The organism is Colwellia sp. PAMC 21821, assembly GCF_002077175.1.
Classification (GTDB): domain Bacteria; phylum Pseudomonadota; class Gammaproteobacteria; order Enterobacterales; family Alteromonadaceae; genus Cognaticolwellia.
On the sequence record NZ_CP014943.1, the window covers coordinates 1,208,803 to 1,230,788 of the forward strand.

Annotated in this window: 18 protein-coding genes; 9 read left to right on the forward strand and 9 right to left on the reverse strand. The window is 38.5% G+C overall.

Translation table 11 applies throughout. The features are described 5' to 3' along the window. Positions 1-67 precede the first annotated feature (67 nt). The gene (gene ffh / locus A3Q33_RS05065; RefSeq protein ID WP_081179004.1) at positions 68-1,450 is read right to left on the reverse strand and encodes a signal recognition particle protein; all 1,383 of its coding nucleotides are present in this window, start codon (positions 1,448-1,450) and stop codon (positions 68-70) included. 348 nt (positions 1,451-1,798) lie between these two features. On the opposite strand from ffh, the gene A3Q33_RS05070 reads away from it, so the two are divergent. Both A3Q33_RS05070 and A3Q33_RS05075 read left to right on the forward strand, forming a co-directional pair. After that, entirely contained in the window at positions 1,799-2,599 is an 801-nt protein-coding gene (locus A3Q33_RS05070) for a cytochrome C assembly family protein (RefSeq protein WP_081179005.1), read from the forward strand. Positions 2,600-2,683: 84 nt separating this feature from the next. Continuing rightward, positions 2,684-3,961 carry an HlyC/CorC family transporter gene (locus A3Q33_RS05075; RefSeq protein WP_081179006.1) on the forward strand — a complete coding sequence of 426 codons (1,278 nt, stop codon included), beginning with the start codon at positions 2,684-2,686 and terminating at the stop codon, positions 3,959-3,961. Between the two features lie 796 nt (positions 3,962-4,757). Here A3Q33_RS05075 and A3Q33_RS05085 read toward each other — a convergent pair. From A3Q33_RS05085 to gshA, 3 genes are all read right to left on the reverse strand, one after another. Continuing rightward, positions 4,758-5,774, reverse strand: a complete 1,017-nt coding sequence (locus A3Q33_RS05085; protein WP_081178157.1) for an IS110 family RNA-guided transposase — start codon at positions 5,772-5,774, stop codon at positions 4,758-4,760. Between the two features lie 921 nt (positions 5,775-6,695). Next, positions 6,696-7,319 carry a transglycosylase SLT domain-containing protein gene (locus tag A3Q33_RS05090; RefSeq protein ID WP_081179007.1) on the reverse strand — a complete coding sequence of 208 codons (624 nt, stop codon included), beginning with the start codon at positions 7,317-7,319 and terminating at the stop codon, positions 6,696-6,698. Between the two features lie 355 nt (positions 7,320-7,674). Then, positions 7,675-9,255: a glutamate--cysteine ligase gene (gshA, locus tag A3Q33_RS05095; RefSeq protein WP_155866705.1), complete on the reverse strand. Its 1,581-nt coding sequence runs from the start codon at positions 9,253-9,255 to the stop codon at positions 7,675-7,677. 384 nt (positions 9,256-9,639) lie between these two features. Between gshA and A3Q33_RS05100 the strand changes: the two genes are divergently transcribed. Together A3Q33_RS05100 and A3Q33_RS05105 are read left to right on the forward strand one after the other, a co-directional pair. Next, on the forward strand, positions 9,640-10,998 hold the full coding sequence (locus A3Q33_RS05100; protein WP_081179009.1) for a Na+/H+ antiporter NhaC family protein: 1,359 nt from the start codon (positions 9,640-9,642) through the stop codon (positions 10,996-10,998). After that, the gene (locus tag A3Q33_RS05105) at positions 10,998-11,702 is read left to right on the forward strand and encodes a TIGR01621 family pseudouridine synthase (RefSeq protein ID WP_081179010.1); all 705 of its coding nucleotides are present in this window, start codon (positions 10,998-11,000) and stop codon (positions 11,700-11,702) included. Before A3Q33_RS05100 ends, A3Q33_RS05105 begins: the two co-directional genes overlap by 1 nt. Positions 11,703-11,787: 85 nt before the next feature. On the opposite strand, the gene A3Q33_RS05110 is transcribed toward A3Q33_RS05105, so the two are convergent. Further along, positions 11,788-13,134, reverse strand: coding sequence for a sodium-dependent transporter (locus A3Q33_RS05110; RefSeq protein ID WP_081179011.1), 1,347 nt, complete (start codon positions 13,132-13,134; stop codon positions 11,788-11,790). 246 nt (positions 13,135-13,380) lie between these two features. After that, the gene (locus A3Q33_RS05115) at positions 13,381-13,863 is read right to left on the reverse strand and encodes a YajQ family cyclic di-GMP-binding protein (RefSeq protein WP_081179012.1); all 483 of its coding nucleotides are present in this window, start codon (positions 13,861-13,863) and stop codon (positions 13,381-13,383) included. A gap of 185 nt (positions 13,864-14,048) precedes the next feature. Between A3Q33_RS05115 and A3Q33_RS05120 the strand changes: the two genes are divergently transcribed. The 3 genes from A3Q33_RS05120 (at position 14,049) to A3Q33_RS05130 (ending at position 16,635) form a co-directional block, all read left to right on the forward strand. Continuing rightward, on the forward strand, positions 14,049-14,456 hold the full coding sequence (locus tag A3Q33_RS05120) for a VanZ family protein (RefSeq protein ID WP_155866706.1): 408 nt from the start codon (positions 14,049-14,051) through the stop codon (positions 14,454-14,456). Beyond that, positions 14,453-15,355: a ketopantoate reductase family protein gene (locus tag A3Q33_RS05125; RefSeq protein ID WP_081179014.1), complete on the forward strand. Its 903-nt coding sequence runs from the start codon at positions 14,453-14,455 to the stop codon at positions 15,353-15,355. The genes A3Q33_RS05120 and A3Q33_RS05125 overlap by 4 nt, the downstream gene beginning before the upstream one ends. A 263-nt stretch (positions 15,356-15,618) precedes the next feature. Continuing rightward, positions 15,619-16,635: an IS110 family RNA-guided transposase gene (locus A3Q33_RS05130; RefSeq protein WP_081178157.1), complete on the forward strand. Its 1,017-nt coding sequence runs from the start codon at positions 15,619-15,621 to the stop codon at positions 16,633-16,635. 481 nt (positions 16,636-17,116) lie between these two features. Here the strand turns inward: A3Q33_RS05130 and thiI are convergent, their stop codons facing one another. From thiI to pomA, 3 genes are all read right to left on the reverse strand, one after another. Continuing rightward, positions 17,117-18,571 (reverse strand): tRNA uracil 4-sulfurtransferase ThiI, encoded by a 1,455-nt coding sequence (gene thiI, locus A3Q33_RS05135; RefSeq protein ID WP_081179015.1) that lies wholly within the window; start codon positions 18,569-18,571, stop codon positions 17,117-17,119. Positions 18,572-18,692: 121 nt separating this feature from the next. Then, complete coding sequence (locus A3Q33_RS05140) at positions 18,693-19,628, reverse strand: flagellar motor protein MotB (protein ID WP_081148503.1); 936 nt, start codon at positions 19,626-19,628, stop codon at positions 18,693-18,695. 12 nt (positions 19,629-19,640) lie between these two features. Further along, positions 19,641-20,405: a flagellar motor protein PomA gene (gene pomA / locus A3Q33_RS05145; protein ID WP_081179016.1), complete on the reverse strand. Its 765-nt coding sequence runs from the start codon at positions 20,403-20,405 to the stop codon at positions 19,641-19,643. A 441-nt stretch (positions 20,406-20,846) separates the two neighbouring features. On the opposite strand from pomA, the gene xseB reads away from it, so the two are divergent. Both xseB and ispA read left to right on the forward strand, forming a co-directional pair. Next, complete coding sequence (gene xseB, locus A3Q33_RS05150) at positions 20,847-21,101, forward strand: exodeoxyribonuclease VII small subunit (protein WP_081179017.1); 255 nt, start codon at positions 20,847-20,849, stop codon at positions 21,099-21,101. Then, positions 21,094-21,984: a (2E,6E)-farnesyl diphosphate synthase gene (gene ispA, locus A3Q33_RS05155; protein ID WP_155866707.1), complete on the forward strand. Its 891-nt coding sequence runs from the start codon at positions 21,094-21,096 to the stop codon at positions 21,982-21,984. The genes xseB and ispA overlap by 8 nt, the downstream gene beginning before the upstream one ends. The last annotated feature ends 2 nt before the right edge of the window (positions 21,985-21,986 follow it).

Sequence of the window (21,986 nt, forward strand, 5' to 3'; positions counted from 1 at the left end):
TCAGAATACAAAAAAGGTAGCTAGACGCTACCTTTTTTAGTGCTAAAAAATGCCTTAGACAGAAAAATTAACGACCAAACGGACCGCCGCCCATGCCACCACCGGGAGGCATCATGCCCTTCATTGAGCGCATCATTTTTTGCATGCCGCCTTTACCTGACATTTTTTTCATCATTTTTTGCATTTGAGTAAATTGTTTTAGCAGCTTATTTACATCTTGTATTTGTGTACCAGAACCTGCAGCAATACGACGCTTGCGTGAGCCTTTAATAATATCAGGGCGTTGTCGTTCAGCTTTTGTCATGGAGTTAATCATAGCTTCCATACGGATAGTGACTTTATCATCCATTTGGCCTTTAACTTGCTCCGACATATTACCCATACCAGGCAATTTATCCATTAGACCCATCATGCCACCCATACTTTTCATTTGTACAAGTTGATCACGAAAATCTTCTAAATCAAAACCTTTACCACTTTTTACTTTTTTCGCTAGTCTTTCGGCTTGTTTGCGGTCAACCTTTTGCTCTACTTCTTCAATTAAAGAAAGTACATCACCCATGCCTAATATACGAGAGGCGATTCTGTCTGGATGAAAAGGCTCTAACGCTTCAATTTTCTCACCAACACCCATAAACTTGATTGGCTTGCCGGTAATATGGCGAATAGACAACGCCGCACCACCGCGAGCATCACCATCGGTTTTAGTTAAGATAATACCGGTTAGTGGTAAAGCATCATTAAATGCTTTTGCCGTATTCGCAGCATCTTGACCTGTCATAGCGTCAACGGTGAACAAAGTTTCAATCGGATTAATGGCAGCATGAAGCTGTTGGATTTCAGCCATCATTTCACCGTCGATATGCAAACGACCGGCAGTATCAACAATCACTACATCAAAAAAGTTTTTCTTCGCGTGGTCAATTGCAGCATTAGCAATATCGATAGGTTTTTGTTTAATGTCACTTGGGAAGAAACCAACGTTAATTTCTGTCGCCAACATTTCCAGTTGTTTTATCGCAGCAGGTCGATAAACATCGGCACTCACCACTAAAACTTTCTTCTTTTCACGCTCAGTTAAAAATTTCGCTAGCTTAGCAACAGAGGTGGTTTTACCCGCACCTTGTAAACCGGCCATTAGCACAACCGCTGGCGGTGCTGTTTTTAGGTTAAGGGCTTCATTAACTTCACCCATTGCCACTTCAAGTTCTGTACGAACGATTTTTACAAAAACCTGACCTGGCGTTAAGCTTTTCGAAACATCTTGTCCAACCGCACTTTCTTTAACTTTAGCGATAAATTCACGAATAACGGGCAAAGCAACGTCGGCTTCTAATAAGGCCATCCGTACTTCACGTAAAGTATCTTTTATATTGTCTTCAGTTAAGCGACCACGGCCACTGATATTTTTTAGTGTTTTTGTTAAACGATCGGAAAGATTCTCAAACATAAATGACTCAAATATTAACTTTGCGCAAAAAATTAGCTCTATTATACCCGTACAAATAATTAGCGAAAGTAGAAGTTATGCTTTTAAGCTAATGGCATACCTTAATAAAGAAAACACAAAGCAGGAATACAGTTCAATAAGAAGGTAAAATATTATGATAAACTGCCGTAAAGATGCCAACTTGGCTTTAGGTTGACAGATACTTATATTCTATAATTTTTAGGCCTTAAACCTACACGTAAACTGTTGATATAAAATAAGCAATAGTTATGGAGTATGATGGCTATTCTGCTAGAATCGCATCATTAGCTAGCTTATGAACAGTTTTTAATTTTTTCGGAGCTCTTTGTGGAATTTTCAAGTATCACTTCATTTACTGCCTTTGTGTGTTATAGCGTGGCGACAATATCAATTTTATCTCGCTTGTTTCACCCTAAAGGGCCGAATTTAATTATTACTTTAATTTTTGCCTGCTTGGCGATAATTTTTCATGTTTTAAGCAGTTCACAATTTTTAAATACGCATAATCATCTTAACTTTTCGCTTCCTAATGTAGTGTCGTTAGTCAGTCTAATTATTACTTTAGTTATTTCTGCGGTCGCTTTGCGCTTTAAAGTTAATTTATTATTACCAGGGATCTACGGTTTTGCTGGCCTTTGGCAACTCGCTATGATTTTTATTGCCCCCGTCGGTAATATGGAAATTGTTTCAGATAAAATTGCGATGTTAAGCCATATTACATTTGCCATAATCGCCTATTGTGTTCTCGTTATTGCTACGCTATATGCCTTCCAAGTAGCCTATATTAATACCAAATTAAAGAGCAAAAACTTCCAGGCGGTTCATCACTTGCCGCCTTTAATGCAAGTGGAACAGCAGCTATTTATTATTCTGTTATTTGGTAGTGTCTGTTTATTGCTTAGCCAAGTGTTAGGTTTTTTGTTTCTTGATGGTATGATCTCAAAAGAAAATGCTCATAAAACAATTTTATCTTTAATTGCCTGCGCAATTTATTTCGTTACGCTATGGGGACATTTTAAACAAGGTTGGCGTGGCCAACGGGTGCTGACATTAACAGTAATCGCGACATTTATACTTACTTTGGCTTATTTTGGTAGTCGATTTGTGAAAGAATTTCTCTTATTATAAATTTTAGCGTATAAGTTAACTTTGTATTACTTTTCCTACTTGGCGCTGTAATACCACTCGCAATTAATATATAGGATCCCTTTTTTGGATAACATCTCTACCGATATGCTGTTTGTCGTGCTTGGCATTCTCATATTCATATCAGCTTATTTCTCTGGCTCTGAAACTGGCATGATGTCAATCAACCGATATCGGTTAAAGCACTTAGAAAAGCAGAACCATCGTGGCGCCAAACGGGTCAGTAAATTACTGGCAAAACCAGATAAATTAATCGGCTTGATCCTGATTGGTAATAACTTAGTCAATATTTTTGCGACGCTGATTACTGGCATAATAGCGCAAAGACTCTATGGCGACGCAGGTGTATTTTATTCAGGTTTGTTGTTAACGTTAGTTATCTTAATTTTTGCTGAAATAACGCCAAAAACCTTGGCGGCTCTGTATCCAGAAAAAGTCGCTTTCCCGAGTTCATTAATCCTCACTTTATTATTAAAGCTTTTATACCCTTTCGTTATAGCGGTAAATTGGATCACCAATGGCATATTAGCCATGTTAGGCATTAGCTCAGAACAAAGAGAGCAACACAGTTTAAGCTCTGAAGAGTTACGCACCGTGGTAAACGAGTCTGGTGCTTTATTGAAATCTCAAGATCAAGATATGCTAGTGGGTATACTCGATTTAGAAAATGTCACTGTTGAAGATATTATGATCCCTCGTAATGAGCTTGTGGGCATTGATATTAACAACGAATGGAAGCGCATCCAAAAACAACTTACGCAATCGAACCATACTCGGGTTTTATTATATCGTGACAATATCGACGACGTTGTCGGCTATGTACATGTGCGTGATGCTTTAAGATTAGTGTCGAAAGAACAATTTACCAAAGCAACTTTGTTACGTGCTGTTCGGGAGATATACTTTATTCCTGAGGGCACTCCTCTCAATGTGCAGTTACTCAAGTTTCAACACGCTAAAGAGCGCTTAGGATTAGTAGTTGATGAATACGGTGATATTCAAGGCTTAGTAACATTAGAAGATATTCTGGAAGAAATTGTCGGTGACTTCACCACCACAATGACACCAACAACCAGTGATGAAGTCAACATTCAACCTGACGGAAGCTATTTAGTGGATGGCAGTGCAACTGTACGTGACGTGAATAAAGAAATGACCTGGAGCTTTCCAACTGATGGCCCTAAAACGATTAATGGCTTAATTTTGGAGTACCTTGAAGATATTCCAGAGGCGAACTTAAGCGTAAGAATATCCGGTTATCCGCTCGAAATTATCGAAGTAAAAGACAACATGATCAAAACGGTTAGAATATTACCCGATTTTTATGATGGTATAAAAACATAGTAATGTAACGGTTAGAGATTAATTATGAGAAAGGCACAGTTAATAATATATTAACTGTGCCTTTTGCATTATAGCTTCGGTAATAGTCGCAACTGAGTCTTCAACTGGCCTGCTTTTCAGGCATAGAAACCTTCAAACATAAGGTACATCAGTGAATCATTAGTTGATAACTAATCGATAACTAATTGATCAAATTAATACCTCCTGCAATGTCCAATAAGCTGCATTCAACCTGCGATAACCATTCAATGTGAAAGTAGTGTCGACTGCTTTAATCAGTTGAAAAGCTCTGATAGTTAATGAGACTGATAGTTAGGGCAACGGGTACCAATGACCTACCATAAAGTTATTTCTCTAAAATTTAAATGATGACTGAACATGAAAATTTACTTAAATGACATTTAATACCAAATGTATTAAGTTATTGACCAATTTTAAGCGAGGATAAATTGTTCAAGAATACATGTTTATTGTTCCAGACTAAACATAAGTACCTGCATATATGGACCCACTCCGTTTGCAAGACATTTAATCGTTATGTAAGAGAAAATCATTGCTCTCATATATCCGGCCTGTTTATGAAGGATTTTTACCTTCTGGCCCCGATGGTTGTTTGCGCTCACACTCCTCATCATCCCTCCGGCTTTTTTATTAGCCAATGCAGGTACCAGGTTTTGTGCAAGCCAGTCTGACTATCTTACCATCCGATTAATTTATCTTTTGCAACTGAAGTAAAAGGGTTTTACTGTTATCTCATCACTGAAACCAATCTAACTTGCTTCAGTTTTGAGCTTTATTATATAGCCGGGCGATAACTTTCCCCCTTCGCCATTATTACCCAAGCCATTCTTGCTATTTTATTCGCCACAGCAACGCATGCTTTGTTGTGTCCTCGTCGGGATTTTAACGCTTGTGCCCACAAACTAAATCGGTCAGTTTTGTTTTCACTGTGCCTTAATACTGCCCGGGCCCCGTGGATGTATAGTGTTCTTAAATAACTATTACCGCGTTTACTTATACCGAGTAAGGTGGCCTTTCCACCCGTTGAATGCTGCCCAGGAACAAGCCCAAGCCATGCCGAAAAATGTCGACCATTTACAAAGTCTTTTCCATCTCCTGCAGCTGCATAAGTAGCGCTAGCTGTGATTGCTCCAATACCTAATATTTCATCTAAGCGAACACATATTTCATTTTCTTTATTCATCGTGTTTAAGCGAACTTCACACGCTTTAAACTTCACTTCTGTGACTTGAAATTCAAGCCATAACTCATTAAATATCTCCCGACTTAAATACGTTAACTCATTTGTCGCATCCTCTAAAATATCCGGCAGTTCATTGCGAATTGCAGAAATACCTTTATTGATGACAATGCCATATTCTCCTAACAAGCCTCGTATCTGACTTGCTAATGCTTTACGTTCTTTCTTTATGCGTTCACGTTGTCGATGGAAGTTTTGAATATCTTGTTGTTCTATCGATTTAATTGGCACAAACCTCATGGTCGGGCGTTGCGCTGCCTCTGCAATACCTTCGGCATCGTTATAATCATTTTTATTGCCTTTAACGAAGGGTTTTACATATTGAGGCGCAATAAGTTTTACTTGGTGCCCCAATTCAATAAATTTTCTAGCCCAGTAGTTCGCACTGCCACAAGCTTCCATTACAATTAGGCAAGGCTCTAATGTTGCCATGAAACTCAACACTTGTTTTCTTCTTAATTGTTTCTTTTTTACAAATCGCCCATTTTTATTCACAGCGAACATGTGAAAAATTGATTTTGCAATGTCTAAACCGATTGTAGTAATCTTCATGTTGATCCACTCCGCTTTTATAAATGATTGTTATCACTTTCATTTTGGCCCTAAAGAGGCCGGAAATAAAGTTGGAGTGGGTCCATACCATTATCCCTGCAGGCAAGGCGTTTGATTGATTAGGGCATGGATGCCCGTAAGTAGAACAATGCAGGAGCAATTGTCGAGTAATAGCGGGCGTGTGTGATTGAAAACAACGCAGTTATTGACGATTTAAACCGCCTTAAAATGATCGATTATTTATTTCAATTGGTATAAGCCATCTTCCGACCATTTTGTGGATAGAATAATCCTCACTTAAAGTTAATAACAAAGTTATACACAGCATTAGATCTGAAGTACAAGTTTCCACAATTTCTGTGGATAACAAATGCAAGCCCTATTGAAATTAGACTTTGTATTTTGCAATCAATTTTTCTTCAAATAATGCTCTTTTTTTTAAAAATATTGCTTGTGTATTTCCTAGCCCTTACACAGACTGAATTACTAAAAAATAATGAAAATTTTATTCACGTTGGCAAGAACTATGCTACCCATAACTTCTGAAAAGTCAGTTGAAAAGCTGACCAAATAATAAAGGCAGATAATACTAATTTAGGAACAGATATTGCGTGATAATAGTGCTATAAATTTATTTCGTGTATTTTTAGGTCTTAGACGAATAAAATTTTTAGCCATGCTAAAGAGAGCCTGCTCACGATGTAAAATGTGAAAAACTGCGCATAAAATAACGCTATTAATATTGTAAAACTATAAATATCGTGTTGTTAATTGGCTACATTTAGGGAGATAAATCATAGCTTAAGTTTGTTGGCTTTACTGAGGATAAAGCTGACAAAAAAATGAAAAATTAATGAAGGTAGGTATTGAAAATACACAGCTTGAGACTAAAACGGGTTAACCTCAAGCTGTCGATAAGCACTAGTCACCAAAGAATAAGCGCCATAACCAACCATGGTTAAGTTCTTCTTCACAACTTTTAAGCTGACCAGAGTAACGTTTAGCGCGATTATCTACTTTTCGAGCAACCTTACTTAACCAAGCTTTTTTCTTGTAGGTTTTACGCTTAAAGCCGCCCCATCCTTCATGATAATTTAAATACTGGTTGTAGGCGTCCCACTTCGATACTTTATTGATTTTTTGAGTTTTGAAAATAAACCAGCCCATAAAGTCAATCGCATCTTCAAAGTCATCGCGATCGGCACCAGAGTTATCGGTTTCTCTGATGTAGTCTTCCCAGGTCATGGTTTTTGCCTGTGAATAGCCATAAGCAGTGCTAACACGCCCCCAAGGTATAAACCCTAGCAGATAGTCTCTAGGAGGCAATGCACCCGCTTTAAATGAGCTTTCCTGATACATCATACTCATGGGCACATGAATAGGTACCCCCCAACGTTCGCGCATATCTTTTGCGGCAAAATACCAACTTCTGTGTTCACGAAATATTTCACAGAGGTTTTCAGGATTTTTGGGTGGACTCGTCGCGCAACTCGATAAGGTTAAGCAGGCTAACGCAGAAGTAATTAATGTTTTAAAAAAAGTCATGAACGCTGTTACTTAGTGTTGAGTTGTTAATATAATGCCAGAATACTTGCTGCTTTTCAGGTTAAAGTCATCATATATTTCACTTTTATCTCGCAGACCTTCGATTACTCATTTAAATCTATAAGCGAAAAACAAACTCAGTTTAACATTTCTATTAAAGGCCTTTAAAAGCCACCGGTGCTTGGGAACTCATTTTCATTTTAGGCTACGCATAGTTTATAGAACGTTGTTTCCCGGTAGTGTTTTTTATATTGGTAGTGTTTTAGATTAAATTGCAGGCAAAAAAAAGCACCTTTATTATTTAATAACGGTGCTTTTTATTCGCGGTAATTTAAGCGATAAAACTAAACTCTAATTAGGAGAAGTATTCTTGGAGAAAAGTATCGAAGTCAACGGTATCACTTTCTTCGATAGCTGACTGTTTCTGCAACGATTCAGCTACTGTTTTTTTAAAGTACGCTTCATTAAACTCTTGATAATTATTTGCTAAAAGCTGTTCACGATAATCAACAGCTCTATTCAATGCCAACGTAGTTAACGATTTATTTTCCTTAACTACTGCCGTTAACACTTGTGCTGAAGGCGTTAAACTAGCATCGTTAATTTTGGCTGCTTCTGTGGCAAGTACTTGGCTGTATAATTGACTATCGTTGGCTTTATCTAATAACGTCGCAATATCAGCCATTTTTGCAAAAATCTCTCCGCCCCATTGTGGTACTGACTTACTTTCTGGATTTTCCCCTGAGATATCACGTAACAATAATGTCGGATCCCGTCCTCGTACAACGACAGCATCCATATTTTCTTCACTGATTTCTTGTGAATTACAATCCAGTATTGGGCTAGGTTCGAGCATACAAAAAGTAAGAAAGGTATCTAAGAATCGAACTTGCTCGACCGTAATGCCTGTGGCGGAGAAAGGGTTTACATCAAGGGCCCTAACTTCAATATATTCAACGCCTCTGTTTCTTAAAGCTTCAGATGGCTTTTCGCCCGCTTTAGCCACACATTTAGGTCGAACTGGCGCGTATAACTCATTCTCTATTTGTAAAACATTACTGTTTAGCTGCTGATATTGACCATCAACTTTAATACCGATTTTTTCAAATTTTTTCGATGGTAAATTTATGGCGTTTTTAACCCCATCTAAATAACCCGATAAATTGTTATAACAAATTTGTAACGATGACTGTTCGCTATTGGTATAACCCAAATCACTCATACGTAAAGACGTTGCATGTTCGAGGTAAAGATAGCCTTTGCCGGTTTTTTTAAACGGTAAATCAGTAGGTTTATTTTTTAAAAACGAACCACAAATAGCGGGTGAACTTCCGTATAGATAAGGAATAAGCCAACAAAAGCGCTTATAGTTTCTTAGTAGAGCAAAATATTTATCAGAAATATAATCATCTAGTGCATCAGTATTGTTCTCAATTTCTTGCAATGACTGAAAAAAACTTTTTGGAAATGAAAAATTAAAGTGTATACCAGAAATAACCTGCATCATGCTGCCATAGCGATTTTTAAGGCCCTGGCGATAAACAGTTTTCATTCGACCAATGTTAGATTTACCGAATTGAGCCAAGGGTATTTTATCGTCGTCATCAACAAAACACGGCATACTCATCGGCCACAATAGCTCGCCATCAAGCTGACTTAAGGTAAATTTTTGTACATCTTCTAGTTGGGCAATCACCGTTTCCGGTTTATGACTAACTGGAGTAATAAACTCCATCAGTGTTTCGGAGTAATCAGTGGTAATGTTGGGGTGTGTTAAAGCCGCGCCTAATAGCTCACTGTGCCCGCGTTCAGACAAACGTCCTTGTGGCAGCACTCGAAGTGCTTCACGTTCTATACCTCGACCAAATTGGCTCAAAGAAGTTTGATGCTTTTTTTCGGTAAAAGCCGAGATATATTCGTTTAATGATAGTGTCAAAATGATTCCTGATGCGTTACGCCAGCTAGTAACTGTTATTTAAGGGTGAAATGTCAATTTTCAATGGCTACAGTGATTTATTATCATCTAAATATCAGTTAGATCTAACAATAAAGGAAGTAAGCGAGTTGTCAATATTGAATAACTCACTTTCAACTCACAATCTTACACTGATAAAATATACCTTATATTGCAATATTTATCCTTATCGACTCAGGTATTGACCTGACTTATTCAAAGTATATTTCTTTTTTTGAGTTTTTTATCATGATGTCGGCTAGCATTCAGTTTCTTATTACATAAGCTTACGGTAAAGTTAGGGGCTTTTAAGTTATAGCCAAAAGATCAAAGCCCTCTGACATAAAATAATAAAAAAGGTTTACTATGCAAGACAGTGTTTTTAGCTTACTTCCCCCACTTGTTGCTATTATCATTGCCATATGGCGAAAAAATGCACTTTTCGCGCTTTTGTGTGGCGTAATACTTTGTTATTTAATGGCAGAAAATGGCAACCCTATTAACGGTTTAATCGCCACAACCTTTGGTATCACAGGCGTATTTTCTTCTATAGGTAACGTTTACATTGTCAGTTTTAGCTTGTTAATTGGCGCATTAGTGACGCTTATGAATCAATCGGGCGCAGTAAACGGCTTTATTAACCATCTTGCTTCATTAAACTTGGTTAAAAATAGCCGACAAGCCAGTATTTTACCTACCGTGATAGGTACCTCTATTTTTACCGATACTAATTTGAGTATGTTTACTGCCGGCATGGCGAGTCAAAAGTTATTTGACCACCATGGCCTTAGCCGCGCTAGATTGGCTTATTTAGTTGATTCAACTTGCGCACCTATCAGCATTTTATTTTTGGTTAATGGTTGGGGCGCTTATGTTCTAGGCTTACTAGATGGTTACTCATTTGATGACCCTGTGGGTATTTTAATTGGCACAATCGGATACAACTTTTACGCTATAATTGCTGTAGCACTGGCATATTACACCGCTTTTAGTGGCAGAGTTTTCGGGCCCCTTAAGCATGCTGACTCATTGGTCAAAGAAAAACAAAAAGACACGGTAGAACATGTTGCTCCCGCACATATGATGTGGCTGCCTATGCTAACGCTTTTAATCGGCACTTTTGTTCTACTCTGGTATACAGGTGACGGTGATATACGTCGTGGCTCAGGCGCTTTCTCGGTATTTTGGTCGGTGGTTACAGCCTTAGTATTTTTAGTGCTGCTAATAATGAGTCAAAAATTGATGTCACTTAGTACTATCTTTAAAACTATCATTACCGGTATTAAATACATGTCACCTGCCGTGGCGATTTTGGTGTTATCATTTGCCTTTGGCGACGCCATTAAAGCCCTAGGTACTGGTATGTATGTCAGCCAGTTAATTAACGTTGAAGTGCCGTTGTTTTTAATGGCGCCTATTTTGTTTATTGCGGCTGCCATTATGGCATTTGCCACGGGTACATCATGGGGCACCTTTGCGATACTTATTCCCATCGCCGTGCCCATTGCGCAACAAAGCGGCTTGCCTATCGAGTTTTTAGTGGCTGCCGTACTCGGTGGCGGTATCTTTGGTGACCATGCTTCACCCATTTCAGATACCACAGTGGTTGCGTCTATTGCCAGTGGCTGCGATCACTTTGAGCACGTTAAAACACAATTACCGTACGCCTTAGTTGGCGGCATAGTAACGTTAATCATTTATGTCATTATCGGACTTAACTTTTAATGACGAAGCAACTGTTAGCCGTTATTGATCATCAAGCTGACTTTGTCGTGCTTGATAAACCTCAAAACATCAGTTTTCATGACGAAGATAATATTGGTTGTGGCTTATTTTCACAAATAAAAGCCCAACTAAAAGCGCAGTTTTCATTAGCTGAACTTTATCCCGTGCATCGTTTAGACAAGATGACTTCAGGACTTATCATTGTTGCTAAAAATAGTGCCACAGCTAGGGCTTTTCAACAGTTATTCGAACAACATCAAGTTGAAAAATATTACCTAGCAATCGCTGAAGGTAAGCCGAAAAGAAAACAAGGCTTAATTAAAGGTGATATGGAAAAAAGTCGAAGAGGCATGTGGAAGTTGCTACGTACTTTAGAAAATCCAGCGATTAGCCAGTTTTTATCTTACACTATAGCGCCAAAACAGCGACTATATTTGATCAAACCTCATTCGGGTAAAACCCATCAAATAAGAGTGGCACTTAACAGCATAGGTGTGCCGATACTGGGTGATCCGCTTTACAACAGTACTATAGTTGCTGACCGAGGTTATTTACACGCTTTTGCGTTAAACTTTAGCTTGAACAATAAACAATATCAGTACTGCCTGCCGCCGAGCACTGGCTCAGTTTTCAATACGTCATCAACCCTTGAGGTTATAGAGCAACTAACACCGCCTTGGCAGCAGCAATGGCCTAAGCTATAAAGCCCCAAAACTTAAGTTCGTATAAATTATCAAAAAGAAAGGGAGCTAATCAGCTCCCTTTTTACTTATTTATCTTCCAGTAACTTTACAGCGAATGCCAGAACACAATCGCTATTGCCGTCGGGCAAACAAACTTAGTATACCAAGGCCAAATTTTCCAAAACAAGGAATGCTCAACCATATCATTTCCTTGTTTAAGTTCATTTAAAATATCGTTACGAAACCAAATCCAACCAACAAAAACACAACACAACATAGCAATGAGCGGCTGACCATAAACGGTAGAAATTGAAATAGCTAAACCAAAGAGCACATCAAAATTAAGCACGATTAATGCGCTTATCATGAAAATACCTATACCAATAAAGGTCGTCGCTTTTTTGCGGGCAATATTGTGGCGCTCAACAACAAAAGAAACAGGCCCTTCTAGCATTGAAATACTCGATGTTAGCGCGGCAATAGACATTAATATAAAGAAGCCAAAGCCAACAAATAAACCAATAGACCCCATACCATTAAATAAAGTAGGTAGAACATCAAAAACTAGATTAGGTCCAGAAATAAGCCCGCCCTCAGCATCGAAAATAGCAACACCTTGTGCCTGAGCAACATACATTGATGGAATGATTAACAAACCAGCTAAAAATGCGATTGATACATCAATAAGGGTAACTTGTGCGCCTAAGGTAACTAAATTTTCTTTCTTAGAAATATAAGAACCATAAATCACCATGACACTTGTCCCGAGCGACAACGAGAAGAATGCCTGCCCTAAAGCGCTGATCAATAAGTCGGGCTCAAATACCCGAGAGATATCAGGATTTAAATAAGCCTCAAAACCTTCTTTTGACCCGTCTAAAGTGAAGACATAGATAATGAGCAACACTAACAAGCCTATCAACATTGGCATTAAGCGCTTAGACCATTTTTCAATACCTTGCTCTACGCCTCGACGAATAATCGATATAGTCAGCATCATAAATAAAGCGGTGAAAACTAAGTTACGTTCCATCGATTGTGACGTAAGCCAGCTTGACGCTTCATTAAAGCCCAATAAAGTGGTGATGGGTTCAATCGCGAACGACATCATCCAACCAGCTAAAATACCATAAAAGCTTAAAATTAAGGCCGCACAAATAATACCGCCAAAACCGACAACAAAAGCAAAGCGTTTGTGGAATATATTTCGAGATATTTTTTGTAGTGACGTCACCGCATTGGCCTGGCCATAACGCCCAATTAGCAACTCAGCCATAAAAGCGGGATATGCTAAACAAAAAGCCAGCACTAAGTAAACCAGCACAAAAGCGGCACCGCCATTGCTTGCTGTTTGTGTTGGAAAACCCCATATATTACCTAACCCCACGGCAGAACCCGCAGCAGCCATGATAAAACCTATACGAGAACTGAACGCACCTCTAGAAGCAGCCATTTATAATCATCATTATTATTATTTGAATAAGTTAATTTACTTAAAGTATTAAGAAAAAAACAGCGTTTATTAGTAAAAATCATCATGAAAGTGCTTTAATCGATGCTTTCATCGTAAACATTTCATTACTGGTTAAATTACAGTCGACTTATATTCACTCGCTATACCGCTATTTATGACATTAAAAACAAAAAAGAGGCTAAGGCCTCTTTTTAAATTAGACATTAATGATAAATAATAGTCGAATTAATCTCTAAAATTATTATACTGAAATGACTGCTCTAACTCTGTCTCTCTCAGTAACTGCATTACGGCTTGTAAGTCGTCACGTTTTTTACCGGTAACACGCACTTGTTCACCTTGAATAGAGGCTTGCACTTTTAACTTGCTGTCTTTTATTAATTTAACCACTTTTTTGGCCACAGGTTGCTCTATTCCTTCTTTAAAAGTCGCATCCTGGCTAAAGTTTTTACCTGTGTGCTCAATACTACTAAGAGTTAACGCTTTGGCGTCAATATTTCTTTTGGCTAACTGGCTGCGCAGCACATCAGCCATTTGCTTTAATTGAAAATCTGAATCGCCCTTCATCGTAACGGTTGGAGTTTTCCAAACAAAGCTTGCGTCTACACCTCGAAAGTCAAATCGAGTCGACAACTCACGGTTGGCATTTTCAGTTGCGTTTCTAACTTCTTCCAAATTAATTTCGGAAACAATATCCATTGAAGGCATGGTGACTCTCTATCTAGCAAAAATTGAGCATATATTATCAATATATGAAATTAATACCAATGCTGAAGATGACAAATAACTCGCTTTAGCTGAGAAAAACGCTTCGGACTCAATAATTGACTTGTTGCAAAGCATTTAGCACAAAGAACAGTGATAGTTTTACTTGCTGAGCCCTGATATGATTAATGCCATCTAATTTCGGCAAGTACACTAAAAACACCTCAATGAAAAGTCGCTATCATTTATCAATTCTAGCTATTATTATCCTACTATTTTTCTGCCTTTACTTTAGCTCTACCGATTTTAGGCGCATAGTTTTTCGCAGTACAGAAATCGACTCTATTGGCCATATTATTAGCTTTTTTTGTTTAACTTGGGTATTGCACAGTATTTTGAAGTTACCATTATTTAATACTATGTTAACCGTTGCTTTTTATGGTGTACTAACGGAATTAGGGCAATATTACTTAGGCTTTCGAAGTGCTCAGGTTAGTGACTTTATTTCTGATTTGATCGGTATAGCACTGTTTGGCATTATAAGATGGTCGATATTGATGTACCGCAACCGTTCTAGTAATAAGTCAGTAAAATGAATATTGTTATTATTGGTCAAGGTGCTATCGGCTTGCTTTGGTATCATCATTTGGCAAAGTCTTCGAAAAATGCAGTCAGCTTATTTTGTTCATCAAGAACAACATTTATCCCAAGCCATTATGGCTTTACTGATATAAACCTGCAAAGCGATGAGCTTGCATTAACGGTCGCTGATAACGCGGCGTTTACTGATGCAGAATTAATACTAATTTGCGTAAAGTCGTATCAAGTAAAAGCCGTTATAGAAGCATTAAAAAGCAAAATATCAGCTCATGTCATCATTGTTTTTTGTCATAACGGTATGGGTGCATGCCATAATTTAGCAGATCTCCAGCAATCTTGCTTAACGCTACTGACCACTCATGGTTGTAAAATCAATAGCCCTTTTCATGCGCAACATACCGGGTTAGGCCACTGTGATTTAGGCTCGATACATGGAAAAATTTCACCATTAATGCGCGCTAATATCACTTCTACACTTGAACAAGCGTTACCAACATTAACATTTACCAATGACATCAAAACAAAGCAATGGCTTAAATTAGCGATAAACTGTGTTATTAACCCGCTAACCGCTGTTGAGAATATTGATAACGGACAGCTACTTGATGAAAGATTCACCCCCATAATTACAGAATTAATTTCAGAGATTATTACTGTTGCAGTTTATGAAGATGTTAAATTTAACTTTGATGAGTTACAAGAGAAAATAATGCAGGTAGCGAAAAACACGGCCAAAAATTGCTCTTCAATGCGCAGTGATATGTTACAGCAACGTAAAACTGAGATTGACTATATTAATGGCTATATCGTCAGTTTGGCTAAAAAATCAGGCATCCCTGTACCTAAAAATGAAAAGCTAGTGCAGCTAGTTAAAGCGTTATCCCAAGTTGATTAATGGTATTATACCAATTGAAATAAATAATCGATCATTTTAAGGCGGTTTAAATCGTCAATAACTGCGTTGTTTTCAATCACACACGCCCGCTATTACTCGACAATTGCTCCTGCATTGTTCTACTTACGGGCATCCATGCCCTAATCAATCAAACGCCTTGCCTGCAGGGATAATGGTATGGACCCACTCCAACTTTATTTCAGGCCTCTTTAGGGCCAAAATGAAAGTGACAACAATCATTTATAAAAGCGGAGTGGATCAACATGAAGATTACTACAATCGGTTTAGACATTGCAAAATCAATTTTTCACATGTTCGCTGTGAATAAAAATGGGCGATTTGTAAAAAAGAAACAATTAAGAAGAAAACAAGTGTTGAGTTTCATGGCAACATTAGAGCCTTGCCTAATTGTAATGGAAGCTTGTGGCAGTGCGAACTACTGGGCTAGAAAATTTATTGAATTGGGGCACCAAGTAAAACTTATTGCGCCTCAATATGTAAAACCCTTCGTTAAAGGCAATAAAAATGATTATAACGATGCCGAAGGTATTGCAGAGGCAGCGCAACGCCCGACCATGAGGTTTGTGCCAATTAAATCGATAGAACAACAAGATATTCAAAACTTCCATCGACAACGTGAACGCATAAAGAAAGAACGTAAAGCATTAGCAAGTCAGATACGAGGCTTGTTAGGAGAATATGGCATTGTCATCAATAAAGGTATTTCTGCAATTCGCAATGAACTGCCGGATATTTTAGAGGATGCGACAAATGAGTTAACGTATTTAAGTCGGGAGATATTTAATGAGTTATGGCTTGAATTTCAAGTCACAGAAGTGAAGTTTAAAGCGTGTGAAGTTCGCTTAAACACGATGAATAAAGAAAATGAAATATGTGTTCGCTTAGATGAAATATTAGGTATTGGAGCAATCACAGCTAGCGCTACTTATGCAGCTGCAGGAGATGGAAAAGACTTTGTAAATGGTCGACATTTTTCGGCATGGCTTGGGCTTGTTCCTGGGCAGCATTCAACGGGTGGAAAGGCCACCTTACTCGGTATAAGTAAACGCGGTAATAGTTATTTAAGAACACTATACATCCACGGGGCCCGGGCAGTATTAAGGCACAGTGAAAACAAAACTGACCGATTTAGTTTGTGGGCACAAGCGTTAAAATCCCGACGAGGACACAACAAAGCATGCGTTGCTGTGGCGAATAAAATAGCAAGAATGGCTTGGGTAATAATGGCGAAGGGGGAAAGTTATCGCCCGGCTATATAAATAAAGCTCAAAACTGAAGCAAGTTAGATTGGTTTCAGTGATGAGATAACAGTAAAACCCTTTTACTTCAGTTGCAAAAGATAAATTAATCGGATGGTAAGATAGTCAGACTGGCTTGCACAAAACCTGGTACCTGCATTGGCTAATAAAAAGCCGGAGGGATGATGAGGAGTGTGAGCGCAAACAACCATCGGGGCCAGAAGGTAAAAATCCTTCATAAACAGGCCGGATATATGAGAGCAATGATTTTCTCTTACATAACGATTAAATGTCTTGCAAACGGAGTGGGTCCATATATGCAGGTACTTATGTTTAGTCTGGAACAATAAACATGTATTCTTGAACAATTTATCCTCGCTTAAAATGGGTCAATAACTTATTACATTTGGTATTACAAATCATAACAATAATTTTCAGCATTAAAAAAGCCCATAAACAATTGCTTGTTATGGGCTTTTTAGTTTTAAATACGTGCTATGACTTAAGGGCGATATACTTTAACATTGGTAAAGCCTGCGCCTAATAAATACAGCGCCTGTAGTTTACTCATTACACCTTGGTCGCAATAAAGTAAGTAATCTTTAGACTTATCTAAGTCTCCAAACTGAGTCGTTAGCTTGTAAAAAGGTAAGTGCACCACTTCTACCCCTTCTAGGTCTAATGGATTATCATCTTCTTCTTCAGGGCTACGAATGTCGAGTACTACCGCATTGGCAGGAATATTATCCAAGGTGTCAACAGCATGAATCTCGGCTTCGCTTTCTTTACCAATGTCACGAATATCAAAGATACGAGTCTCAGCAATGACTTTATCGAGCACTGCAAAATCAAAATTAGCTTCTTCTGCCTCAACTTTTGACAATACCGCTTTTACTGTGGGTTTTTTAGAAATAACACCACAGTATTCTGGGATAGTTTTAGCAAAATCTTCAGTCCCAATTTGGCGTGCTATATCAATAATATCTTGTTTGTCGTATGCAACTAATGGTCGTAGAATCAAGGTTTCGGTAACACGGTCAATCACATTCAAGTTAGTTAATGTTTGACTAGATACTTGCCCTACGGCTTCTCCAGTGACTAGCGCTTGAATACCCATTTTTGCAGCTATTTTTTCAGCTGCTCGCATCATCATGCGTTTAAGCACAACGCCCATCAGGCCATTTTCTATGTTTTCTAAAATTTCAGCGACGACAGGTTCAAAATCTACAGCAAAAAACTTCACTCGGTGAGAAGCACCAAACTTATCCCATAAATAATAGCTAACCTGCTTAACACCAACTTCGTGCGCGTCACCACCCAAGTTAAAAAAGCAATAATGGGTACGTGCACCTTTTTTTATCATTTGGTAACTAGCAACACCAGAATCAAAACCACCAGACATAAGCGATAAAACATCTTCTTGTGTGGCAATAGGGAAGCCGCCCATACCTTTATGACGTTCAGTCACTATAAATAAATTTTCATTTTTAATTTCTAGATAAACCGTAACATCAGGTTTGGTCAATTTAACTCGGGCAGACTCAACTTGCTGATTTAAGCCTCCTCCAACATATTGTTCCACTTTTATAGAATTAAAATCGTGCTTACCGGTTCGTTTTACTCGCACACAAAAGGTTTTATTCTCAATGTTTTTAGCATGCACAGCTAAGGTTTTTTCATAAATATCGTGCAAATCGGTAAAATCTGTTTGTTGCACTTCAAGAAACATCGGAATACCTGGAATTGACTTTAACGTTTCGATCAATTTCAAACGGTTTTCGGGTGTATTGTTGGCTGTATTTACTTCAATATTGTCCCAGTTCATGCGCGTTGTAACTTGATCATCAACACGTCGTAAAACATTTTTCACACTCGATTCTAAAATCTTAGTAAAACGCTTACGCACCGGACGGCTTTTAATCGTAATTTCAGCCTGTAACTTAACAATAAATTTCATTAACAATAACACCTACACCTAGAATGGCGCGCATTATATATTAAGCACAGCCATAAAAAAAGGAGTACATCATTTGTACTCCTCACTTAAGCTTGCGTCTATGCAAGGTGGTTAATTATAGTTAACGGATAGAAATTGGTTCTGTTTCTTTCGCTTTACCTTGATTAATCGCAATTTCAACACGACGATTACGACGGCGATTAAGGCGATTATTATTCGGCACTAAAGGTCGTGTATCGGCATGGCCAACAACAAGTAAACGTGATTGATCAAATCCAGGTACTTTAATAATTTCATGTGCTATAGCTACTGCACGTTTACTTGATAAGTCCCAATTAGAGGTAAATAGCTCAGAGCTGATACCTTGATTATCGGTATTACCAGAAATCATTATTTCCCCCGGCACCGTATTTAATAACAAACCAATTTCTCGCATAATAGGCTTAAATTGCGGCTGTAAAAATGCCGAACCTGATGGAAATGAACCATTTTCGCGTATTCTAATAATAACTTGCTGCCCCAATGACTCTAGTTCAATGGCACCATCTTGTATTTGTTTTTCTAATTGTTCAGCTATTTTCTTCACTAGCTCATTCACTTCTTCTTGTGACGCTTGCTCTAGCTCTTCTTTAGCTTGTTGTATTGCCTGTTCTGCCATTTCATCAGCGGTACTTTGTGATTGACCACCGCGCTCTGCGCCACGCTGCTCTTGACGACCACCAGCTTCGGTTTCATCGCCCGCTTGAAACTCCAGCATTTGTTGGGTCATTTCCATCGTTTGTTGCTGAATAACTTCAATAGGCGTTGGTTCAGGTTTACCGGGACGAAATTCCTGAGCGATAATGCTGGTACCTTTAGGAATATCTTTCACTTCTATTTTGTTTTGCACACCAAAAGCAAACTTCATTGAGCCTGCAATTTGTTTGAACTTTAAAACGTCCATTTCTGAAAACGATAAAAGTAAGACGAAAAAACACATCAACAGCGACATTAAGTCGGCGAATGTTCCCATCCATGCTGGTAGCCCTGGGGGTGGGCATTTACATTTATCTGCCATAAGTGACTCCCGCTACTCTTCGGTGGTATTAACGGCTCGCTTACCTTCAGCAAGGTAATTTTTCAATAAACCTTCAATAACACGCGGGTTTTGGCCATCTTGAATACCTAAAACAGCATCAAGCACTAATTCTTGATTCATCTTTTCTTCGGCTAAACGTAGCTTTAATTTCGACGCAATAGGGATCGCAATGACATTCGCTAAAAACGCGCCGTATAAGGTAGTTAAAAGTGCAACCGCCATTGCGGGACCAATCGCTTTTGGGTCATCCATATTAGATAACATAGCAACCAAGCCAATCAAAGTTCCTATCATGCCCATTGCAGGTGCGACATCGGCTAGTGCCATCATCATATTTGAGCCGGTTTCATGACGTTCGGTCGTAAGGTCGATATCTTTTTGCATGGTCGCCCTTACGACATCTGCATCATGGCCATCAACTAACATGTCGACACCCTTTTGCATAAATGCATTTGAGATTTCAGCTTCTTCTAAGGCTAAAAATCCACCTTTGCGGGCTGCATCAGCCATTTCAACTGATTTTTCAATTAACTCTTCAGGCTTTTCTAATTTAAACATGAAGGATTTGCCGATAATTTTCCCGATCCCGAAGAACTGGCCTAAATTATAATTGGATAAAACAATAAAAATTGAACCACCAAATACAATGATCACCGACTGAGCATCTATAAACATGCCAATGTCACCAGCGAGTAACATCGCCATAACCAGTAACCCTATTGCACCGACTATGCCTATTAACGTTGCTAAATCCACAAATGCCTCCGATAAATTTTCTTATATATACTGATACCAATTAAAATAAATAATCGAACATCCTAAAGTAACTTAAAGCGCCAACATCTGCGTTGCCTGCATGGATGCAGGTACTTATGTTGAGTCTGAAATCAACATGTACTTTCAATCCCAATAGCCCGCTATTGCTAATCAAACGCGTTAATCTTGAATATTTATTATTACTTACAATTGCTCATTTACTTAGTTCAGTTGGTATTACTATTCTGATAATACCTGATGAATAGGTCTTACGCGAATACTTATATTTTTAGTTATAGCTCTATTATCGCCCATATTGTCAATAACTTAAGAAGATAATAGGAATATTATCTAGATCAGCATAAATTCATCATTAATTGACCCAGCGCCCCAGCTAAGGTAAGTTTGCGCCTAGAGTTCATATCACGCTAAAAAAAGTCCATGGCCAGAAAAAAAATTGAAAATTTAAGCTTTGAAGAATCATTAGTTGAATTAGAAACAATTGTGCAAAATTTAGAGCAAGGGGATCTTAATCTTGAAGACTCAATGGCGTTGTTTGAACGTGGCCTACATCTGAGCCAACACAACCAAAAGAAACTTAAAGGTGCCGAACAGCAAATTAATATTTTGCTAGAAAAAAACGGCCAAGCCCAGTTAGAAAAATTTAATACCAACGAGACAAACAGCAGTGACTAAACTTGCATATATTGATGATGTACAAACTCGCATTAATGATTATCTTGGCAAAAAAATCGACAGTTTAGCCATTAATGATGAGAAGTTATTAGATGCCATGCGTTACGGCTTACTCATTGGCGGCAAGCGCATGCGCCCTTATTTGGCGTATATCACTGGCGCAACTTTAGATGCTGAGCAAGGCGACATTGACGGTGTTGCAGCCGCTATAGAATGTATTCATGCATATTCACTGTTACATGACGACTTACCTGCGATGGACGACGATGATTTGCGCCGCGGCCAACCAACCTGTCATAAAGCCTTTGATGAAGCGACAGCAATTCTCGCGGGTGATAGCTTACAAACGCTAGCTTTTGACATTATTGCCAACCACGACTTTTCAAACGCCGTTGCTGCCAAACGTATTAATTTATTGCGCTACTTAGTTAATGCCGCGGGTTATCAAGGTATGTGTGGTGGCCAAGCATTAGATCTAGCTGCAACCGATAAAGCGATTACGCTGGCCGAATTAGAAAACTTACATTCTCTAAAAACTGGAGCTTTGCTTGAAGCTTCGGTAAAAATGGCTGCAGAGTGCAGTAATCACGCAACAGCATTCGATAAAGAACAATTAGCACTTTATGCTAAATTTATGGGCTTAGCCTACCAAGTACGTGATGATATTATTGATATAACATCAACAGAAGAAGAGCTTGGCAAACCAGCAGGTTCCGACCTTGCCGCGAATAAAAGTACTTACCCTGCATTGCTAGGTTTACAAGGCGCACAAGAAAAAGCAGAAAACTTATATCAACAAGCGCTTCAAGCTTTAGCCACTTTACCTTACAATACACAAAGCTTGTCCGACTTTGCGACTTTCATTGTCAGCCGCAAACATTAATT